Annotated in this window: 19 protein-coding genes; 9 read left to right on the plus strand and 10 right to left on the minus strand. The window is 72.2% G+C overall.

Going from position 1 to position 17828, the window contains the following annotated elements:
- The first annotated feature begins 174 nt into the window (after positions 1 to 174).
- From ACE1OC_RS20305 to ACE1OC_RS20315, 3 genes are all read left to right on the plus strand, one after another.
- Complete coding sequence (locus tag ACE1OC_RS20305; RefSeq protein WP_407838200.1) at positions 175 to 999, plus strand: UbiA family prenyltransferase; 825 nt, start codon at positions 175 to 177, stop codon at positions 997 to 999.
- Between the two features lie 125 nt (positions 1000 to 1124).
- A complete protein-coding gene (locus tag ACE1OC_RS20310; RefSeq protein ID WP_274548560.1) occupies positions 1125 to 1901 on the plus strand; it encodes an AfsR/SARP family transcriptional regulator in 777 nt (258 codons plus the stop codon).
- The gene (locus ACE1OC_RS20315; RefSeq protein WP_407838201.1) at positions 1898 to 2563 is read left to right on the plus strand and encodes a 4'-phosphopantetheinyl transferase family protein; all 666 of its coding nucleotides are present in this window, start codon (positions 1898 to 1900) and stop codon (positions 2561 to 2563) included. The genes ACE1OC_RS20310 and ACE1OC_RS20315 overlap by 4 nt, the downstream gene beginning before the upstream one ends.
- Positions 2564 to 2665: 102 nt before the next feature.
- Here the strand turns inward: ACE1OC_RS20315 and ACE1OC_RS20320 are convergent, their stop codons facing one another.
- From ACE1OC_RS20320 to ACE1OC_RS20335, 4 genes are all read right to left on the minus strand, one after another.
- Positions 2666 to 3889 (minus strand): lactonase family protein, encoded by a 1224-nt coding sequence (locus ACE1OC_RS20320; protein WP_407838202.1) that lies wholly within the window; start codon positions 3887 to 3889, stop codon positions 2666 to 2668.
- A complete protein-coding gene (locus ACE1OC_RS20325) occupies positions 3886 to 5037 on the minus strand; it encodes a hypothetical protein (RefSeq protein WP_407838203.1) in 1152 nt (383 codons plus the stop codon). The genes ACE1OC_RS20320 and ACE1OC_RS20325 overlap by 4 nt, the downstream gene beginning before the upstream one ends.
- Positions 5034 to 7256: an MMPL family transporter gene (locus ACE1OC_RS20330; protein WP_407838204.1), complete on the minus strand. Its 2223-nt coding sequence runs from the start codon at positions 7254 to 7256 to the stop codon at positions 5034 to 5036. Before ACE1OC_RS20330 ends, ACE1OC_RS20325 begins: the two co-directional genes overlap by 4 nt.
- A 123-nt stretch (positions 7257 to 7379) precedes the next feature.
- Entirely contained in the window at positions 7380 to 8057 is a 678-nt protein-coding gene (locus ACE1OC_RS20335; RefSeq protein WP_407838205.1) for a DedA family protein, read from the minus strand.
- A gap of 217 nt (positions 8058 to 8274) precedes the next feature.
- On the opposite strand from ACE1OC_RS20335, the gene ACE1OC_RS20340 reads away from it, so the two are divergent.
- Positions 8275 to 8919, plus strand: a complete 645-nt coding sequence (locus tag ACE1OC_RS20340) for a class I SAM-dependent methyltransferase (RefSeq protein ID WP_407838206.1) — start codon at positions 8275 to 8277, stop codon at positions 8917 to 8919.
- On the opposite strand, the gene ACE1OC_RS20345 is transcribed toward ACE1OC_RS20340, so the two are convergent.
- Complete coding sequence (locus tag ACE1OC_RS20345; RefSeq protein WP_407838207.1) at positions 8907 to 9554, minus strand: MerR family transcriptional regulator; 648 nt, start codon at positions 9552 to 9554, stop codon at positions 8907 to 8909. The genes ACE1OC_RS20340 and ACE1OC_RS20345 overlap by 13 nt on opposite strands.
- Before the next feature lie 208 nt (positions 9555 to 9762).
- On the opposite strand from ACE1OC_RS20345, the gene ACE1OC_RS20350 reads away from it, so the two are divergent.
- The 5 genes from ACE1OC_RS20350 (at position 9763) to ACE1OC_RS20370 (ending at position 14125) form a co-directional block, all read left to right on the plus strand.
- On the plus strand, positions 9763 to 10752 hold the full coding sequence (locus ACE1OC_RS20350) for an AfsA-related hotdog domain-containing protein (protein ID WP_407838208.1): 990 nt from the start codon (positions 9763 to 9765) through the stop codon (positions 10750 to 10752).
- Positions 10749 to 11402: an HAD family hydrolase gene (locus ACE1OC_RS20355; RefSeq protein ID WP_407838209.1), complete on the plus strand. Its 654-nt coding sequence runs from the start codon at positions 10749 to 10751 to the stop codon at positions 11400 to 11402. Before ACE1OC_RS20350 ends, ACE1OC_RS20355 begins: the two co-directional genes overlap by 4 nt.
- A 13-nt stretch (positions 11403 to 11415) precedes the next feature.
- Positions 11416 to 12120 (plus strand): 3-oxoacyl-ACP reductase FabG, encoded by a 705-nt coding sequence (gene fabG / locus ACE1OC_RS20360; RefSeq protein WP_407838210.1) that lies wholly within the window; start codon positions 11416 to 11418, stop codon positions 12118 to 12120.
- A 46-nt stretch (positions 12121 to 12166) separates the two neighbouring features.
- Positions 12167 to 12610, plus strand: coding sequence for an ester cyclase (locus tag ACE1OC_RS20365; protein WP_250738707.1), 444 nt, complete (start codon positions 12167 to 12169; stop codon positions 12608 to 12610).
- A gap of 105 nt (positions 12611 to 12715) precedes the next feature.
- On the plus strand, positions 12716 to 14125 hold the full coding sequence (locus ACE1OC_RS20370) for an MFS transporter (RefSeq protein WP_407838211.1): 1410 nt from the start codon (positions 12716 to 12718) through the stop codon (positions 14123 to 14125).
- Here the strand turns inward: ACE1OC_RS20370 and ACE1OC_RS20375 are convergent.
- From ACE1OC_RS20375 to ACE1OC_RS20395, 5 genes are all read right to left on the minus strand, one after another.
- Positions 14028 to 14435 (minus strand): MaoC/PaaZ C-terminal domain-containing protein, encoded by a 408-nt coding sequence (locus tag ACE1OC_RS20375; protein WP_407838212.1) that lies wholly within the window; start codon positions 14433 to 14435, stop codon positions 14028 to 14030. The two genes, ACE1OC_RS20370 and ACE1OC_RS20375, sit on opposite strands and share 98 nt — an antisense overlap.
- Positions 14432 to 14869: an FAS1-like dehydratase domain-containing protein gene (locus ACE1OC_RS20380; protein ID WP_407838213.1), complete on the minus strand. Its 438-nt coding sequence runs from the start codon at positions 14867 to 14869 to the stop codon at positions 14432 to 14434. The genes ACE1OC_RS20375 and ACE1OC_RS20380 overlap by 4 nt, the downstream gene beginning before the upstream one ends.
- Before the next feature lie 118 nt (positions 14870 to 14987).
- Positions 14988 to 16127, minus strand: a complete 1140-nt coding sequence (locus ACE1OC_RS20385) for a beta-ketoacyl synthase N-terminal-like domain-containing protein (RefSeq protein WP_407838214.1) — start codon at positions 16125 to 16127, stop codon at positions 14988 to 14990.
- Complete coding sequence (locus ACE1OC_RS20390; RefSeq protein ID WP_407838215.1) at positions 16124 to 17380, minus strand: beta-ketoacyl-[acyl-carrier-protein] synthase family protein; 1257 nt, start codon at positions 17378 to 17380, stop codon at positions 16124 to 16126. The genes ACE1OC_RS20385 and ACE1OC_RS20390 overlap by 4 nt, the downstream gene beginning before the upstream one ends.
- Entirely contained in the window at positions 17373 to 17648 is a 276-nt protein-coding gene (locus tag ACE1OC_RS20395; RefSeq protein ID WP_250738697.1) for an acyl carrier protein, read from the minus strand. Before ACE1OC_RS20395 ends, ACE1OC_RS20390 begins: the two co-directional genes overlap by 8 nt.
- Positions 17649 to 17828: the final 180 nt, after the last annotated feature.

Consider the following 17828-nt stretch of genomic DNA (forward strand, 5'->3'; position numbering starts at 1 on the left):
CCCCCAGCGGGTCTGACCCGGGTTGGGGCATTCGAATATATTCGAGCCATGTCGACAAAGACGCCCATAATTTCCGATGGAATTGAGCGTTCCACAAGACCGTTATCACCGTCGGCCTCACCCCTCAAATGGGTCCGGATCCTGTTGCTCTGCTTCCAGGAATCCCGGGCAGCGGTGCAGGCCATTTTCCTGATGCGCTTCCTGCTGGCCGCCACGGCCGGTGCCACGTCCTATCTGGCGCTGCCCCCCGCCCTGTTCGGCGGGGCCGGCGTCTGGCTGATGGCCGCGACGTCCGTCTACCTCTTCAACGGGGTGACGGACGTCGACGAGGACCGGGCCAACGGCTCCACCCGCCCCATCGGCCGCGGCGCGCTGTCACCCGCCGACGCCCGTCGGACCGCGCACGTGATGGCCGCCGTGGCGCTGGCCGGCGGTGCGTGGATCGGCCCCGCGATGCTCACGGCGACCGCGTGCATGCTGCTCCTCGGCTTCGTCTACTCCGCTCCCGGCATCGCCCTCAAGACCAGCACCCCCGGCACCATGGCCACCGTGATCGGCAGCGGCGCCCTCACCTACACCGCCGGCATCGTGTGTTCCGGGAGCCCCGTCTCGCCGTCGCTGATCGCGTTCTGCACCGCGATGTGCCTGTGGATGGGGCTGGTCGGGGCCGTCACGAAGGACTTCTCCGACGCCGCGGGCGACGCCCGGCACGGCCGGCGCAACTGGACGGTCCTGTGGGGGTACGCGAGGACGGCCGCCGTCGTCTCGGTGAGCGCCGTGACGGTCGCGGCGGGACTGCTGGTCTGCGCCCTCGTCCTGGACGCACCGCAGCTGCTGGTCCCCGCCTTCGTCCTGCTGGGCGGGGCGCTGGCGCTGGCGGCCGCGGCGCTCACCGGGCGGTCGGACGACTCGCGCTCCCGGCGCAGGCTGCCCTACCGGATGTTCATGGTCACGCAGTACGCGGCGCATCTCGCCGCTTTCGCCCAGCCCATCGGCTGAACGACACCCACCGGCTGAACCACAACGGGGGAATCACAGTGAGGCACAGTCAGATCCATCCCTGGGCATCCGGCCGCCCGGGCGCGCGACCCGGTGCCGCTTCCGGCACCGACACCGATGCCGCGATGCGCCACGACGGGTTCGGCATCCGCATCCTCGGCCCGCTGGAGGCGGTCAACGGCGCCTCGGCGCACCGCCCGCGCGGCCCCAAGGTCCGCAAGCTGCTCGCCCTGCTGGCCGTCCGCGCGGGGGACATCGTCGAGGTGGACACGCTCGTGGAGGAGCTGTGGGACGGATCGCCCCCGCCCACCGCGGTCAGCACGGTCCGTACGCACGTCTACCACCTGCGCCAGGAGCTGGGACGGGAACTGGGCGACACCGACGTCCGCCGCGTCATCACCACCGAGGGCACGGGGTACTCGCTGTGCCTGGCCCCCGGCCGGCTGGACCTGGAGCAGTTCACCCAGCTCTACGGACAGGCCCGCACCGACCTGCGCGCCGGCAACGCCGAAGCCGCGCTGGAGCGACTGGACACCGCGCTCGGCCTCTGGCGGGGCCGCGCACTGGCCGATGTGAGCCGGGGCCGCGTGCTGACGGGGCACGGCGCCCGCATCGAGGAACTGCGCTCGCGGGCCCAGCAGTTGTGGATCGAGGTCATCATGATCCTGGGGCGCCACGGCGAAGTCGTGCCGGAACTGCTCCGGCTGGTCGCGGTGGATCCGCTGAACGAATGGCTGCACGCCCGCCTCATAGACGCCCTGTACCGGAGCGGGCGGCGGGGCGACGCCCTGCGCGCCTTCCACCACGTACGGAACGTACTGGCCGAGGAGTTGGGCCTGGAGCCCTCCGACGACCTGCGCCGGCTCCAGCACCACATCCTGGCCGGTGGAGCGGCCGCGTGAGCATCCGGATCTGGACCGTCCCGACCGCTGACGCGGCGGCCTGGGCGCCGTACGAGGAGGCGTACGCGGTGATGGACTCCCGGGAGCGGCAGCGACTGGACCGCTTCGGCCGCGCGACCGACCGGCTGCGCTACCTGGCCGTCCACCACGTCTACCGGAGCCTGCTCGGCCGGGAACTGGGCATCCACCCGGCCGAGGTGGCCTTCCGCCGGTCCTGCGCCCGCTGCGAGAGCCCGGAGCACGGCCGGCCCGTGCCCTACGGACCGGACGGGACCACCCTGTCGGTCAGCCTGTCCCATTCGGCGGCGTACGCGGTCGTCGCGATCGGCGACAGCCCGGACGTCCCGGTCGGAGTGGACATCGAGCGGGTGCGGCCGCACATGGACTGGAGCCGCATCCCGTGCGTCCAGGGCGTGCGCACCACCCACGGCTTCGAGCAGTGGACGCGGGCCGAGGCGCTGGTGAAGGCCGCGGGCACCGGCCTGGAGGCCGACCCGCCCCGCTACACCGGCCACGCCTTCGGGCCGTGGCGCGCCGCGCTCGTACCGGGCTCGGCCCGGGACTGGTACGTCCGCAGCATCCGCTCCCCCGAGGGGTACGCCGCTTCGGTGGCGTCCGCGAGCGCGGACGCGACGGTCACCGTCGCGCAGTGGCGGCCCTGACGACCCCGACGGCTGCCGGCGCCGGCGCCGGCAAACAGAAGTAGGAGGGCGGCCCCCGGGAAGTTCCGGGGGCCGCCCTCCTGTCTCTGCCCGGCCGCGCCGCTACCGCAGCAGGACGCAGCTGGGGCTGGGTACGGAAAGCGGCGGCGCGGCCGGGGTGAGCCGGCCGGTGGCCGGGTCGAGGCGGAAGGCACTGACCGACTGCCCGGCCTGGTTGGCCGTGTACACGTACCGGTCGGAGGCGTCGAGGGCCACGTCCCGCGGCCAGCAGGTGCCCGGCGCCTTGGCGCTGACGGGCTGGGACTCGATGAGCGCGAGGCTGCGGCCCGCGTTGCCCACCCGGAAGGACTCGACGGTGTCGAGCCCCCGGTCGGCCGTGATCAGGAGCCCGCCGTCGCGCGTGAGGTGCACGGCGGAGGGGGCGTTGCGGGGGTTGATGCCGGGCGGCGCGACGGACGCGTGGGAGACCGGGCGGAGCTCTCCGGTGCCGGCGTCGTAGGACAGCACGGTGACGGTGTGCCCGAGTTCGTTGGTCACGTAGGCCAGGTCCCCCCGCGGGTGGAAGACCAGGTGCCGCGGGCCGATGCCGCTGCCGAGCCGGACCCTGCCGGCCGGGCGCAGCCCGCCGGTGGCGGAGTCGAAGTCGTAGACGTGGACGTGGTCGTCGCCCTTGTCGGGCACCAGCACCCGGCGGCCCGCGGGATCGAAGGCGATCATGTGCGGGTGCGGGCCCCGCTGCTCCTCGGGGTGCGGGCCGCGGCCGTCGTGGCGTACGACGGTCACGGCCTCGCCCAGCGATCCGTCGGCCGCCACGGGCAGGACGGCGATGTGCCCCGAGTCGTAGTTGGCCGTGAGCAGGAAGCGGCCTTCGGGATGGACCGCGAGGTGCACCGGCGCCGCACCCGCGCTGGAGCGGGGGCTCCCGAGGGGGTGGAGCCGGTCCCCGTCGATCCGGTAGGCGTGGACGGCTCCGGTGGCTCCGTCCGGGAGCTGGCTGACGGCGTAGAGCCGGGCCCCGTCGGGCGAGAGCGTGAGGAAGGAGGGGTTCTCGATCCCCCGCTGCCACCTCCTGACGTCGAGCCGGCCGTCGGCGCGCACGGCGGCGATCCCGATGCCGGGAAGGCCGGGCAGTCCGTACTCGCCGATCGTGAAGCCGCCGATGTAGGCGTGGCGGGCGTCCGGACGGGGCGCTTCGCCCGCGGCGGTGGACATGCCGGTCCAGCCGATCCCCGCGAGGGCGCCCGCCCCGGCGAGCGCGAGGAATCCACGGCGGTCGTAGGAGGAAGGGGCCGGGGCCCCTTCGCCAAGTCTGCTGGGGCGGTTCACAGTTCGGCTCCGAAGATCAGCCCGGGTGCGAGGAGTACGGCGAGCCCTCCGCCGGCCAGGGCCAGCAGGACCTGCCACCCGGTGCGCAGGTTCCTGATCCGGGCACGCCGGCGGGCCAGGGCGAGCACCGCGACCGACGCCGCCCAGGCGGGAAGCGCGATGCGCAGGCTGACCTCGCCGGTGAAGAGGAGTCCGGCGCGGGCCGTGATGCATTCGGCCGCCGAGCACCCGTCGGGCGGGTCGGACGAGGCCCCCAGGACCCCGAGCCCCAGGAAGAGCAGCGGGGCCAGGGCGGCGAGTCCGGTGGTCCACACGTAGGGCGCCAGTCCGGTGCTCCGGCGGGCACGCCGCCGGGTGACGGCGAGGGCGGCCAGGGCGGGAACCCACCCCGCCAGCACGCCGAAGAGCCCCGCGTGCGCGGCCTCCGAGAGCGCGGCCCAGCCGGCGTCCGGCCCCCAGCCGCCCCGCAGCAGTGCCAGGAGGCCGGTGGCGGCGGCGAGTCCGGCCGCGGTGTGCGCCCAGGTCCGGGCGAAGGAGGGGGCGCCGGCCCAGCCGACGAAGACGCCGGCCAGCGAAACCAGGAGCACGGGCGGGCCCGCGGTCACCCCCCAGGGCAGCGGAAACCCGGGCAGGCCGTCCCCCAGGGGCGCCGACCAGCTCCCCCAGTCGCCGAACAGGGCCGCCAGGACGGCGGTGACACAGGCGGCGACGGCCCCGGCGTGCTGCACACGGTCGGTCTCGGCCCGGGCCCGCTCGGCCCGCTCGGCCTCCGCCCGGGCCCGCTCCCGCTCGTCCTCGCCCCAGTCGTCCTCGGCCCGCTCGTGCTCGGCCGGGTCGTACTCCGCCCGATCCGCCCGCTCGGCCCCCTCGCCCCCGGTCAGGACGAGCGCCACGCCCCGGGCCCGGAACGGGGGAGGTCCGGAGACGGGGCGCGGCGCTGCCTGCGGGATCGCCGGGCCGGTGGAAGCCGGCCCGGTCGCGGCCCCGTGGGCAGCCTCGGAGGGAAGTCGGGGGACCGTCCCCTCCGAGGCGGTTCGTGGCGTCGGGCCGAGGGCGCCGGCGGCTATGGCCGCCTCCGGCTCCTCGGAACCCTTCGCAGTCGCGGGGCGCCCGGATGCGGACGCTCCGGCGGGCCGGGCCCTGGTCATCGCCCGGCCTCGGCGGCGTGGGCGGTGTCGCCGGCGCGGGCCGCGCCGACCTCCGGCGCAGGGCCCGTACGCTCCTCGGCGGCGGACTCCCGGAAGCCGTGGCGGGACCACCAGCGGGCCAGCGGCGCCGGTGCCCACCACGCCCACTTGCCCATCAGGGCCATGGTGGCGGGCACGAGCAGGCCCCGGACCACGGTCGCGTCGATGACCACCGCGATCACCAGACCGACCCCGATCATCTTCATGAACAGGATGGACGAGGTCATGAACCCGCCGACCACGACGACGAGCAGCAGCGCGGCACTGGTGATGATCTTCGCGGTGCGCTGGAGCCCGATGGCCATCGACTCGACCGGGTCGCCACTGGTCTCCCATTCCTCGCGGACCCGGGAGAGCAGGAAGACCTCGTAGTCCATGGCCAGACCGAAGGCGATCGCCACGACGAGCACGGGGAAGTTGGCGTCCACGGCGCCGATGGGTTCGAAGCCGAGCAGCCCGGAGAGGTGCCCGTCCTGGAAGATCCACTTGATGGCGCCGAAGGTGGCCAGGAGCGACAGCAGGTTCAGGATCACGGACTTCAGCGGGAGCAGCAGCGAGCCGAAGGCCAGGAAGAGCACCAGGAAGGACACGACGGCCACGAACAGGGCCATCCACGGAAGCCGTCCGCCGATCATGTCGACGATGTCCACGCGGGAGGCCGGCATTCCGGTCACCAGTGTCTTGGCGCCCTGCGGCGCCGCGGTGTCCCGGACCCCGTGCACCAGGTCCACGGCCGCGCGGGACATCGGGTCGGGCGCGTACCGCAGCGTCACCCGGGCGTCGTTGCCCGCGAAGGCCGTGGGCGTCGCGGACGTCACGCCCGCCACCCCCTCCAGCCGGTCCGCGTACGCCTCCACGGCGCTGCGGTCGGCCGGGCCGTCGAAGCGGACGACCGAGGTCATGGTCCGGCCGGGGTTGGTGTCGAAGTCGGCGGCCAGCGTCTTGCTGACGACCTTCGCGTCCCCGTTCGACGGCAGCACCCACTCGCCCGGCCGGGCCCAGTTGACGCCGAGCAGCGGTGCACCGAGGCCGACCAGGACGGCGACGATCGCCAGCGAGGACAGCAGCGGCTTGCGCATGACCGCGTGCGCGGTGCGGTACCAGCGGCCCTGCGTCAGCGGCTTCGCCGCGCCGCCCCGGCTGCCCGGCAGCGGGATCCGCCACTTGTCGATGCGGTGTCCCGTGTAGCGCAGCAGGGCCGGGAGCAGCGTCAGCGAGCCGACGACCGCGAAGGAGACCACGGCGACGGCCGCGTAGCCCATGGAGGACAGGAACCGCGAGGGGAAGAGGGCCAGGCCCGCGAAGGAGATGGCCACGGCGAGCCCGGAGAAGGCGACCGTGCGCCCGGCCGTGGCCGTCGCACGCCGGACCGCGGTGTCCACGTCGGCGCCGGCGTGCAGTTCCTCGCGGAACCGGTTGACCAGGAAGAGGGCGTAGTCGATGGCCAGGCCGAGGCCCAGGATCGTGATGACGTTGATGACGGTGCTGGAGATCTCGGTGAACATCGTCAGCACGCGCAGCACCACGAAGGATCCGAGTGCCACGAAGGTGCCGACGGCCAGCGGCAGCAGCGCGGCGACCGCGCTGCGGAAGATCAGCACCAGCAGGACGAGCAGGATCGGGATCGAGAGCATCTCGGCCCGGGCGATGTCCGAGCCGGTCAGGGCGTTGACCTGCTCCGTCATCGCGGCCACGCCGCCGAAGCGGGCGGTGACCCCGTCGGCCTCGAACTCCGACTTGATCTTCGTCAGCGCCTCGACCTGTTCCTGGTCGTTGTCGCCGGCGAACTGCACGGTCGCGTACATGCGGGTGCCGTCCCGCGACACGTAGGCGTCGGCGCCCTGGGCGCCGGGCTCCCAGAAGGAGCTCAGGCGGGCGATGCCCTCGCGCGGGACGCCGTCGAGCGCCGACCGGACGGCGCCGCCGAACTCGGCGGCGCTCTGGCCGGCGACCTTGGACTCGTAGAGGACGATCACGTCGTTGGACTCGCGCCCCAGCGGGCCTTCGAGAACCTTGTCGGCCTCGACCGACTCACTGGCCGGGTCGTCGAATCCGGCACCGCCGGTGAACGAGCCGAAGACGCCGGTACCCCACACGCCGGCGAACAGCGTGAAGACGACCGCCGCGATCACGACCCATTTGCGACGCCGCGCGGTGAATGCTCCGATGGCGGCAAACAATTTTCTCTCCCTGGCTGGTATCGCATTTGCTGAGGCTTGCTTGATACGTCCGACCCCGCGCAGGTTCGGTTCACGACTCTTTCAGAGCCGGTAATTACGCGGAATGCACATTCGGATTGTTCGCTATACCTCTTTCGACACATTCCCGGCCGCGCCCGGCACGGAAAGGGCGAGCCGGGTGGTGCGCCGACCGGTACGCCGACCGGTGCGGCGCTGCGCGAGCGAGGCGACGACTCCCACCACCAGCGACAGCCCGAGCCCCAGGGCGACCGAGTGGACCGGGTCGTCGCTGATCGCGCCGCCGAAGTAGCCCACCCCCACGGAGTACGCGGTCCATATCAGCTCCGCGAGCGCGGCCCCGGAGGCGAACCTGCCGAGGGGGTACCCGGCGGCACCCGCCGAGAGCCCGCCCAGCAACCGCCCGCTCGGCAGGAAGCGCACACCGACGACGAAGGGAATGCCGCGCCGGCGCACCTGCCCGGACATCCACTCGAAGAGCTCGCCGCGCCGCCCGCGCGCCAGGGCGCCCAGCCGGGCCCGGTCCCCGAGGAACCGGCCGCAGCGGTGTATCAGCAGGTCGCCGAGGAGCGCGCTGCCGGCCACCGACAGCACCACGAGGACGATCGACATCTCCCCGCGCGCCGCCAGCACACCGCTGGTGACCAGCAGCACGTTGTTCGGCAGCAGCGGCGGCAGCGTCGTGAGCGCCAGGATCGCGTACCCCCAGCAGGCGGCGCCCGACAGGTTCCCCGCCAGGCCGGAGGTGACGTCGACCCAGGTCACGATCGCGTTGATGTCCACGGCCTTCCCTCCATCCGTTCGACCCCGGCCTCGAAGGGTTCCGGGGCGGCCGGCACTACCTCTTTCGAGGCATGCGCCGGGTCATTGGTGAGTGATGACCCCAGGTCGGCGGGTCATTAGCGTCGGTTCGGCAGCGGACGAACGCGCCTCCACAAGAACTGTAACCTAAGGTATCGATAGATTCACTATCACCTATCACCAGCCTAGGCGGGCGCACATGACCGACGTGATGCTGTTCCTCAAGGAGTTCGCCCGGACCCGGCGGGACACGGGAGCCATCGCTCCCAGCAGTCCCTTACTGGCCCGGGCCCTCACCCGCTACGTGATCCCCAGCCCGGGCAGGCCGCGCGCCGTGCTCGAAGTCGGCCCCGGCACGGGCGCCGTGACCCGGTACATCCAGCCGGCACTGGGACCCCTCGACACCCTCGAACTGATCGAGCCCAACCCGCGGTTCACCGACCTGCTGCGGCACACCTACCGGGACGACTCGCGCATAGGCCTGCTGCCGGGCCTGGTCCAGGACCACGAACTCGGCTCGTACGACACGATCGTGTGCGGCCTGCCCTTCGCGAACTTCGAGGCCCCGGTCGTGGAGGAGATCCTCGGGCAGCTACTGGCCTCGCTGAACCCGGGCGGCACGCTGTCCTTCTTCGCGTACGCCGGAGTGCCACCCCTGCGCCGGGCCCTCACCTCGGGCGAGACGCGCGAACGCACGCTGGGAACCCAGGCGGTACTGGAACGCACGCTGCGGCGCCACCGGTTCCGCACCGAGACCGTGCTGTGGAACGTACCGCCCGCCCACGTGCACCACCTGGCCCTGGTGGCACCCGCCCCCGCACCCGCGCTCGCCTACAGCGCCTGATCCTCCACCGGGGCGGACACACGTCCGGACGCGTCCTCCTGCGCGATGCGGCGCAGGGCCGACATGGCCGCGTCGCCGAGGAGGGTGCCGAGGACGACGCCCTCCACCTTGCCGTCCACGCTGGGCACCCGGGCGAGGGCGGCCAGCTCGGCGCCGGCCAGGCGTCCGGCCACGGCCGCGTACTCGTCGAGCAGGGACAGCAGGTCGCCCCGGCCCAGGTCGCTGTAGGTCACGACGATCTGGACCAGCGCCTTCCAGCCGGGATTCTCGGGCTTGACCACCCACCCCTGGCGCCGCACCAGCTCCTCGACGGCGCGTTCGGCACCCGCCCAGTCGCCCTCCGGATTCGGCTCGGCCACGGCGCGGGTGACCGCGGACTGGGCGACGCCGAGCATGCCGTGGACCGTGCGGTCGGGCGAGTCGACCTCGGCGAGCACCTCGCGGACGGCGGCGATCGACAGACCGCCGACCTCGAGCATCGCCCGGATCAGCCTGAGCCGGTGCGCGTGCGCGTCGGAGTAGCTCACCTGGTTGGGGCTCGTCCGCTCGCCGGACGGCAACAGCCCTTCACGGGCGTAGTACTTGACCGTCGCTACCGAAACTCCGGTACTCCGCGCCAGCTCTCCGATACGCATTCGACCAGGATACTGCGTTTCCCCTCCACGTTTACCCCCCGGCCACAACAACCCGGCCGGAGACCGCCGCGTCCGCGAATTGCCCAGCTTTTATCGGTCTTGAATTTGCGCACGATCGCGCTTCCATGCCGGACTGCCAGGCTCAATCCGTACCCAAACTCCCCTCTTGGCAGCCGGCAGCCAAAGAACCGAGCCGAAGGAATCAGGTATGACCACAGAAGTGGTTCCGGAGCTTCCCTCGGAGCCCGGCGATCTCACCTACGGGCGCACCGTGGACCGCTCCCTGGTCCACCGGGCCGCCGTCTCCGAGGTCTTCGTGACCGACATCAGGCCCCTGACCGCCATGCGCGTCCGCACCGCGGTCCAACTGCCCCTGACCCACGGCTACTACAGCGACCACGTGCAGCAGCCGGCCCTCTACGACGCCCTGCTGCTCCTGGAGTCGGGCCGGCAGGCCGCGATCGCCGGATCCCACGCCCACATGGGCATGTCCCAGGGCACCACGATGATCGTCGACAGCTTCCGCATGGACCTGTACGGCCTCGCGGCGCTGAAGATCGGCTCGCAGCCGGGACGGCTGCGCATCGACACCGAGTACTCCGGCAAGGCGAACCGGCGCGGCCGGGTCCGCAAGGGCATGGTCGCCCAGCGGTACTTCATGGACGGCGTCGAGGTCGGCGACCACGAGATGGACGTGCTCTTCCTCAACCCGCACGAGAACGAAGTGCTGCGGCACGCCCAGCGCGGTACCCCGGCGCCCCTGACCTCGGACTACGGCCGCCACGCACCCGGTGACGACGGCCTCGGACAGCTGCGGCCCGAGCAGGTCGGCCGCGGCAACCCCCTCAACGTGGTGCTGTCCCGCGCCGAGCACGCGCCGGAGGCCGTCACGGCCCGGGTGACGCCCCGCTACGACAACCGCGCGCTCTTCGACCACGTCTACGACCACCTCCCGGCCATGACCCTCGTCGAGGCCGCCCGCCAGCTCGCCCTGCTCGCCACCGGCGAACCCCTGGCCACGTACGCCGTCGGCTTCGAGGCCCGGTTCGACCGGTTCGCCGAACTGGACGACACCGTCTTGGCCGAAGCGGCCCGCCCCGACGGGGGCGCACCCGGCACGGTTCCGGTGCGCTTCCTCCAGGCCGGCGCGCAGATCGCCCACGTCACCGTCACCACCGCATCCGGGAGCCAACTGTGAGTACGCGGCGCCTTGCCGTCTGGACCGACTTCGGCGGTGTGCTGACACCTCCGATCTCCCACACGATGGCCGCCTTCTGCGCGGCACAGAACCTCGACCAGCAGGTCCTCGGACAGGCCCTCGCCAAGGTCAGCGCCCGCTACGGGGCGGTCGACCCGATGGAGCCCATCGACACCCCCCTCATCACCGAAGAGGCGTGGCTCGACGAGATCTCCGCCGTACTGGAGGCCGATCACGGGATCACCGGGCGCAAGCTGACGACCCTCGCCGACACCTGGTTCGACGGCCGCGAGACCAACCACGCGTGGGTGGCCGAGCTGCGCAAGGCGCGCGAGGGCGGCGCCTTCGTCGGGATGATCTCCAACATGGTCCCGACCTGGGACGCCCACTGGCGCCGCATGGTCGACGTGGACGAGCTCTTCGAGGACGTCCTCCTCTCCTTCGAGGTCGGCCACCGCAAGCCCTCGCCCGCCATGTTCGCGCTCGCCGCGGAACGCGCCGGGGTCCCCGCCTCCGACTGCGTCCTGATCGACGACCTCGCGCACAACGTCGCGGGAGCCGAGGCCGCCGGCTGGACGGCGATCCACTTCACCGACACGAGCACGGCGGCGGAGCGGCTGAGCTCCCTGCTGTCGCCCGACCTTCGATAAGGAGCCCCATACCGTGAGCCGTTCCGTGCTCGTCACCGGCGGGAACAGAGGCATCGGCCTCGCCACTGCCCGCGCCTTCGCCGAACAGGGCGACAAGGTCACCGTCACCTACCGCACCGGCGAGCCGCCCGAAGGGCTCTTCGGTGTGCGCTGCGACGTGACGGACCCCGAGTCCGTGCGCCGCGCCGTGGAGGAGGCCCGCATCCAGCACGGGCCGATCCAGGTACTGGTCTCCAACGCCGGCATCACCCGCGACGAGCTGTTCGTCGGCATGGACGCCGAGGACTTCCGCGCCGTCATCGAGACGAACCTGCTCGCGGCGGTGGCCGTCACCAAGGAGGTCCTGCCGGACATGCTCAAGGCCCGCTGGGGCCGCATCGTCCTCGTCGCCTCGGTGAGCGCCATGTCCGGCGCCCCGGGCCAGACCAACTACGCCGCCTCCAAGGCCGGCCTGATCGGGTTCGGCCGCTCCCTCTCACGGGAGGTCGGGCGCCGCAAGGTCACCGTCAACGTGGTGACCCCGGGCCTGATCGAGACCGACATGGTCAAGGACGTCACCGGCCCGCGCCGCGAGCACCTGCTCGGCCAGACCTCCCTGTTCCGCGCGGGCGAGCCCGAAGAGGTGGCCGGCGTCGTGAAGTTCCTGGCGAGCGACGACGCCTCGTACGTCACCTCGGCCGTGGTCCCCGTCACCGGCGGCCTCGGCGTCGGCCACTGACCAACCCACATCCACCCGTCACATCCATCCGCAGGAAAGGAAACCCATGGCGAACGACAAGGTCCTCGAGATCGCCCACCAGATGGGCCGGATCTTCAACGATCTGGACGCGGAGGCCGCCCACTCGCTGGTCGCCCCCGACTTCGTCGACTACGAGGCCCCGCCCGGCACCCCCGGCGGCCCCGACGGCTACCTCGGCACCGCCCGCTGGATGAACTCCGTGTTCTCCGAGGCCGGCTGGGACCACCTCGACTCCTTCGCCGACGGCGACCGGGCCGTGATCCGGGTGCGGTTCACCGGAATCCACACCGGCAACTTCCTCGGCTTCGAGGGCACCGGCAACAAGGTCGACGTCGAGCACATCCACATCTACCGCGTCGGTGACGACGGCCTCGTCCACGAGCACTGGGCCTGCCGCCAGGACCTGTTCCTGCTGGCCCAGATCGGCGCGGTCGAACTGAAGCTGCCGCCCACGGGGACGCAGGCGTAACCCCTTCCCCGCCCCACCACTCAGGTCGCCGAACACCCCACGGGTTCGGCGGCCTGAGCGCATTTCCAGCAGCACCCGACAGACACGACAGAGAGGAACGAAGCCGTGACGAGAGCCGACCGGCCGGCGTGGGCCCTGGTGGCGACCTCGCTGCCCATGTTCATGGTCGCCGTGGACAACCTGGTGGTCACCAACGCCCTCGCCGTGATCGCGGAGGACCTGAACACCAGCCAGACCGGCCTGCAGTGGGTGGTCAACGGCTACATCCTGCCCTTCGCCGGACTCCTGCTCGCCGGCGCCGCACTCGGCGACCGGATCGGCCGGCGCCGCGTCTTCGTCTGGGGCATCGGCGTGTTCACCGCGGCCTCGGCGGCCTGCGCGCTGGCGACCTCGGCGGGGGCCCTGATGGCCGCCCGCGTCCTGCAGGGCGCCGGAGCGGCCGCGATCCTGCCGGTCTCCCTGACCCTCGCGGTCGCCGCGGTCGGCCCGGCCAAACGCGCCCTGGCGGTCGGCGTGTGGGGCGGGGTCAACGGCCTGGGCATCGCCATCGGCCCGATGGCGGGCGGCATGGTGACCCAGGGCCTGGACTGGCACTGGATCTTCTGGCTCAACGTGCCGGTGGGCCTGCTGGCGCTGCCGCTCGCCCTGTGGGCCGTACGCGAATCGACCGGTGCGGCCCGCCCCCTCGACGTGTGGGGGACCCTGCTCTCGTGCGGCACCGTCGTGGCCGCGGTCTGGTCGATCATCCAGTCCGCCGGAGAGGAGGCGTCACCGCTCCGCACGCTCTTGGGCGTCGCACTGACCGCCGTACTCGCCGCCGCCTTCACCCACCGCCAGCGCACCGCCGCGCACCCGCTCATCCCGCTCCACCTCTACCGGGTGCGGCCGTTCATGCTGAGCAACGTGCTGGCGATGGCCATGTACTTCGGCGTGTTCGGATCCATCTTCTTCCTGGCCCAGTTCCTCCAGGGCCCGATGGGCTACTCCCCGCTCGAAGCGGGCCTGCGCACCCTGCCCTGGACCGTGGCCCCGATGGTGGCCGTACCCGTGGCCAGCGCCCTGCTGGACCGGGTGGGCGGCTGGCGGCTCCAGGCGGCCGGCTGTCTGGCCCAGGCCCTCGCGCTGGCCTGGCTGGGGCTGATCGCCCGGCCGGGCGTGTCCTACGGGCCGATGGTCGTCGCCATGGTGCTCGCCGGCGTCGGCATGGGACTGGTCTTCGCGGCCAACCCCGCGACGGTGATCGGCTCCGTGAAGGAGCACGAGCACAACCTGGCGTCCGGGGTGAACAACACCATCCGCGAGTTCGGCGGCGCCCTCGGCATCGCCGTGCTCACCCTCGTGTACGTACAAGGCGGCCTCCGCAGCGCTGTGCTGACGGGGGCCGCCGTGGTGTTCGCGGGCGCCTTCGCGGGAGTTGCTATCGGGCGTACGTCAGCACGGCCCGGGTCCGTGCCAGCACCTTCTGCGTCCCCTGGCGCACGGTCAGATCGACCCGAACCGAGCCGTCTTCCCTGACCTCGGCCACCGCACCGTCGACGGTGATCTCCACACCGTCGGCGGTGTCGGGGACCACGACGGGGCGGGTGAACCGGGTTCCGTACTCCGCGAAGACGGCCTCCTCGCCCGCCCACCCGCGCAGGGCCGTCGCGGCGAGGCCCATGCTGAGCATCCCGTGGGCGATGACCCCCGGAAGCCCCACCAGGGCGGCCGTGGAGTCGGACCAGTGGATCGGGTTGTGGTCGCCGGACGCCGCCGCGTACCGGACGAGATCGGCCCGGGTCAGGCGGAAGGTGCGGGTGGGGAACGTGTCTCCTGCGGCGGTCACTTGCCGTCCTCCTCGGGCTCCGGGTCGTGCCGTGAAACGAGCGTGGACGTCGTCGTGCACACCAGCGCGTCGCCGGCCGCCTCCCGCACCTGCCCGCGCAGGGTGAGCACGTCGTTGCCGTCGACGACGGCGGCCGCGACCACCTCGACCACGACGACGAGGCGGTCCCCCGACCGGATCGGCCGCACCGCCTCGAACCGCTGGTCGCGGTGGAGGACGCGGGAGAAGTCGAAGCCGAGGCCGGGATCGTCGATCACCTGCCGCTCGGCGTGCATGGACAGCACGATGGGGAACGTGGGCGGCGCCGTCAGGCCGTCCCCGGCCTCGGCGCCCACCGCGCGCGAGAACTCCCGGATGGTCTCGCGGCCGACTTCGTAGGGCTCGCTCGGCGGGTACGTACGCCCCGCGAAGGACGTGTCGAAGGCAGATGGCATGGGGCCTCTCCTCGGAAAGCGCAGACAGATGAACGGACGGACGGGCAACACCAACGGCCGGACAGCACAGCGGCGCCCGCGCGAGGGTTCGCGGGCGCCGCTGTGAGCCGGCCGGACATCAGCGGGGTGAACGCACCACCAGGGCGGCCGCGTTGCCGTCCCACCCGACGGACGTGATGAGCGCGGTCACCGGCGTGACGGGCGGCTGCGCCTTCCACAGCGCGAGGAGACCGGCGAGCTGCATCGAGCCGCTCGCGCTGTACGTCTCTCCGAGCGCGTCGGCGATCCGCAGGGTCGCCGACGGCGCACCGCCCAGCGCGACCCGCACGCCGCGCCGTTCGACCGCTTCCAGACCGCGCTGGTGCACGGCCCCGAGGGAGACCACGTCGATCTCGCCCGGTTCGACCCCGCTGCGCTCCAGCGCACGCGAGACGGCCACGGCCAGCCCGTCGGCGTAGTCGCGCGGGTCGGGGGTGAACCGCGACTCGCACGCGAGCAGCTCGGCCAGCTCACCACCGGCCGGCCGGTCGGGCTGGACCGTGAACACCGCGGCGCCCTCGCCGAGCGCGGCGCCCTCCCGCAGCACCCCGGTACGGTGCCAGGCCCAGGCCGCCGGAGCGCTCAGCTCCTCCACGCCGCCGACCAGCAGCCGGTCCGCGCGCCCGAGCGAGAGCGCCAGCCGGGCGTGCCGGAAGGCGAGCAGGGAGGCCGTCTGGCCGCCCGCCACCGTGGCGTTGAGGCCGCGCAGTCCGTTGCGGATGGCGATCTGGCCGGTGGTGCTGTTCATCACGGTGTTCGGGAAGCGGCCCGGATTGACCAGGTACGGCTTCTCCAGGGTCAGCGTGTCGTGGAGCAGGGTGCTGTGCGTGGACACCGATCCGGTGTTCGTGGCGAGCACCACGCCCGTGCGCGCCCCGTCGACCTCGATCCCCTCGAGCACCGCCTTGCAGGAGATCAGCCCGAACGAGGTCAGGCGGTCCAGGTACTTCGTGCCCTTGCGTCCGAGGTGCTCCTTGACGTCCAGGCCCCGTACCGCGCGGACCGGCCGCGGCGGGTACTCCGCCGCGTCCTCGCCGACCGGCTCGTCGTGGGCCTCGCCACCGCCGAGCAGCCGCTCGGCCAGCGCGTCCAGCCCCAGACCGGCCGCGGAGACGACGCCCGCCGAAGCCACGTAGAGCGGTTCGACGACGGCCACCTTCCGCTCCTCGGCGGCGCCTGCCGCTGCGGCCTTGCCGGGCCCGGCGGTCGTCGCGGTCACGAAACCCTCCCCAGGATGGTGATGACGTTGTTCCCGCCGAAGGCGAAACCGTGGTTCTGCACGATGTTCAGGCGGGCCTCACGGCCGACGCCCGGCACGCAGTCGACGCCCTCGCCGAGCTCGGGGTCCGGTTCGGTGACGTGCGCGGTGGGCGGCAGGAAGTCCTGCTCCAGCGCCTTGCAGCAGGCGATCGCGCCGAAACCGGAGGCCGCGCCCATGGTGTGGCCCAGCATCGACTTGATCGAGCTGATCGGCGGTATGCGGTCGCCGAACACCTCGCGCGCCGCCGCCACTTCGGTGGCGTCGTTGGTCGGGGTGCCCGTTCCGTGCGCGCAGATGTAGTCGATCTGCTCCGGGTCCACCCCCGCCGCCTCGTGCGCGGCCCGGATGCCGGACGCGATGCTGGCCGCGTCGGGGTGCACCATGTGGGAGGCGTCGCAGTTCGCCGCGTACCCGAGCACCTCGGCGTACATGCGGGCCCCGCGCCGCTGCGCATGTTCGTACGACTCCAGCACCAGCACCGCGCCGCCCTCGCCGGTCACGATGCCCGAGCGGTCCGCGGCGAAGGGCCGCGGAACGTCCTCGGCCATGGCGCCCAGCGCGTAGAACCCGGCGTGCGTCAGCCGGTTGACGGCATCGGCGCCGCCCGCCAGCATCACGTCGGCCTCACCGCTGCGGACCAGGTCGAAGGCGTACCCGAGCGCGTAGTTGGAGGCGGAACAGGCCGTCGGGATCGTCTGCGTGTCGCCGCTCAGCAGGAGCTCGGAGCTGACCGCGTTGGCGATCCGCGCGGCCGGGGTCTGACCGGCCAGCCCGCCGTCGATCGACTCCAGTCCGCCCTGGATCCACTGCTCGGCCAGCTCCTGGACGACGGCGGACTCGCCGCTGGTCGTGCCCATGATCGCGCCGGCCCCGGCGGCTTCCAGCTGGCCCTCGTCCATCCCGGCGTCGACGATGGCCAGCCGGGCGGCCGCGGCGGCCAACAGACCGCTGCGGCCCCAGCGGGCCGGGTCGAGCCGCTTGAGGTGGTCCGCGGGATCGAAATCGAGGACCTCGCCGGCATTGCGCCGCGGAAAAGCACTCGCGTCGAAACTCTCGATCGGCCCGGTACCGCTCTCGCCCGCACGGATCGCCGCGGCGAATACATCGGCACCAATACCGACCGGAGACACCGCGCCGAGCCCGGTGATGACCACCCGGCGGTACGTTCCCGCCGCCTTGCCGGCAGTACGCGCGGGTCCCGTCTCAGCCATTCGGGTTCTCCTTGGCGTACCGCTCGACACCGTCCACCAGGAGACGCAGGTTGACGAGTTCGGTGAGGTCGGTCTTCGGAATGACCACACCCAATTCCTTCTCGATCCTGGCAACGACGGTGATGAGGGAGAGCGAGTCGCTGTCGTAGTCGTCGATGAAGTGGCCACCGTCGGTGAGCTCGCCCTCCTCCAGCTCGAGCTCTTCGTTCACGATCGCACTGACAGCCGCGTAGTAGTCGCTCACGGATGCCACGGTCTGCTGAGTCATGCGCTTGCCTCTCGTCGCCTTCGAACCGTTTCGATGAGGACCGTATGCGGGCAGGAATTGACCGAGCAAGGCCCACTCAACGAAAGAGGCAGCACATTCCCCGAAAGTGACAACGACGCGCTTCCGACCCCTTCGCCCGGGATTTGCCCGGGGTTCCATCGACGGTTTATTGGCGATTTA

It is taken from the genome of Streptomyces stoeckheimensis (assembly GCF_045822005.1).
GTDB classification, from domain to species: Bacteria; Actinomycetota; Actinomycetes; order Streptomycetales; family Streptomycetaceae; genus Streptomyces; species Streptomyces stoeckheimensis.

Excerpts from the sequence above, each read along its gene's own strand:
- ACE1OC_RS20390 (WP_407838215.1), bottom strand. The coding sequence starts at position 17,380 with ATGGCTGAGACGGGACCCGCGCGTACTGCCGGCAAGGCGGCGGGAACG.
- ACE1OC_RS20365 (WP_250738707.1), top strand. The coding sequence starts at position 12,167 with ATGGCGAACGACAAGGTCCTCGAGATCGCCCACCAGATGGGCCGGATC.
- ACE1OC_RS20340 (WP_407838206.1), top strand. The coding sequence starts at position 8,275 with ATGACCGACGTGATGCTGTTCCTCAAGGAGTTCGCCCGGACCCGGCGG.
- ACE1OC_RS20310 (WP_274548560.1), top strand. The coding sequence starts at position 1,125 with ATGCGCCACGACGGGTTCGGCATCCGCATCCTCGGCCCGCTGGAGGCG.
- ACE1OC_RS20380 (WP_407838213.1), bottom strand. The coding sequence starts at position 14,869 with ATGCCATCTGCCTTCGACACGTCCTTCGCGGGGCGTACGTACCCGCCG.
- ACE1OC_RS20350 (WP_407838208.1), top strand. The coding sequence starts at position 9,763 with ATGACCACAGAAGTGGTTCCGGAGCTTCCCTCGGAGCCCGGCGATCTC.
- ACE1OC_RS20325 (WP_407838203.1), bottom strand. The coding sequence starts at position 5,037 with ATGACCAGGGCCCGGCCCGCCGGAGCGTCCGCATCCGGGCGCCCCGCG.
- ACE1OC_RS20345 (WP_407838207.1), bottom strand. The coding sequence starts at position 9,554 with ATGCGTATCGGAGAGCTGGCGCGGAGTACCGGAGTTTCGGTAGCGACG.
- ACE1OC_RS20395 (WP_250738697.1), bottom strand. The coding sequence starts at position 17,648 with ATGACTCAGCAGACCGTGGCATCCGTGAGCGACTACTACGCGGCTGTC.